Below are 762 nucleotides of genomic sequence, written 5' to 3'. Positions count from 1 at the left end.
TTTTCTAACTGTAGTGCACTCATATATAGTTTCACCCGACCAACCAAAATCCGTCGTTTACGACATTCAATTTGACCAAGTTGAAGATGGCGAAATAAATCACTAATTTTATGATTCTTCCCTAAATAATTGGTGACAATGAAGTTTTTTTAACACGAATGCAGAAGTTGATGTCTTGTTCAATTAACCATGTAAACCACTGCTCACCGATAAACTCTCTGTCTGCGAACACATTCACAATACGGTCTTTACCAAAAATGGATATAAAGCGTTGAATCAAAGCAATCCGCTCTTTCGTATCTGAATTTCCACGTTTATTAAGCAATGTCCAAACGATAGGTATCGCTATTCCACGATAAACGATCGCAAGCATCAGGATATTAATATTTCGTTTTCCCCATTTCCAATTGGTTCTATCTAAAGTCAGTTGCACTTTGTCGAATGAAAACATATTGAAAATCAACTGAGAAATTTGACGATAATCAAAATACTGACCTGCAAAGAAGCGCTGCATACGTCGATAAAATGATTGTGGTAAGCACTTGATGGGCAAGGCTTTAGATGCAGAAGAAAGATTACATGTTTGCTTTAAAATGATCACAAGCATGATGAGCGCAAAGCACTTTAAATGTGACTTGTTCCATTTTAGAGATTTGTTTAAGATAAGATATAACTCATTGAGATGTGTCATAGTATTCGTCGTTAGAAAACAATTATTGTGACATTATTTCAATGAGTTATTTTTTTGTCGTGTACAAAGAT

At 34.8% G+C, this 762-nt stretch carries 1 pseudogene; it reads right to left on the bottom strand.

Features of this window, described 5'->3' with window-relative positions:
* Positions 1-691 (bottom strand): annotated as a pseudogene (locus tag CL42_RS16220) (IS4 family transposase); the annotation flags it as partial.
* Positions 692-762 lie beyond the last annotated feature (71 nt).

The sequence above is a fragment of the Acinetobacter sp. Ver3 genome (assembly GCF_000632455.1).
In the GTDB taxonomy this organism is placed as follows: Bacteria; Pseudomonadota; Gammaproteobacteria; order Pseudomonadales; family Moraxellaceae; genus Acinetobacter.
The sequence above is the reverse complement of the archived record's forward strand: the minus strand, read 5'-3'. Positions and strand labels throughout refer to the sequence as shown.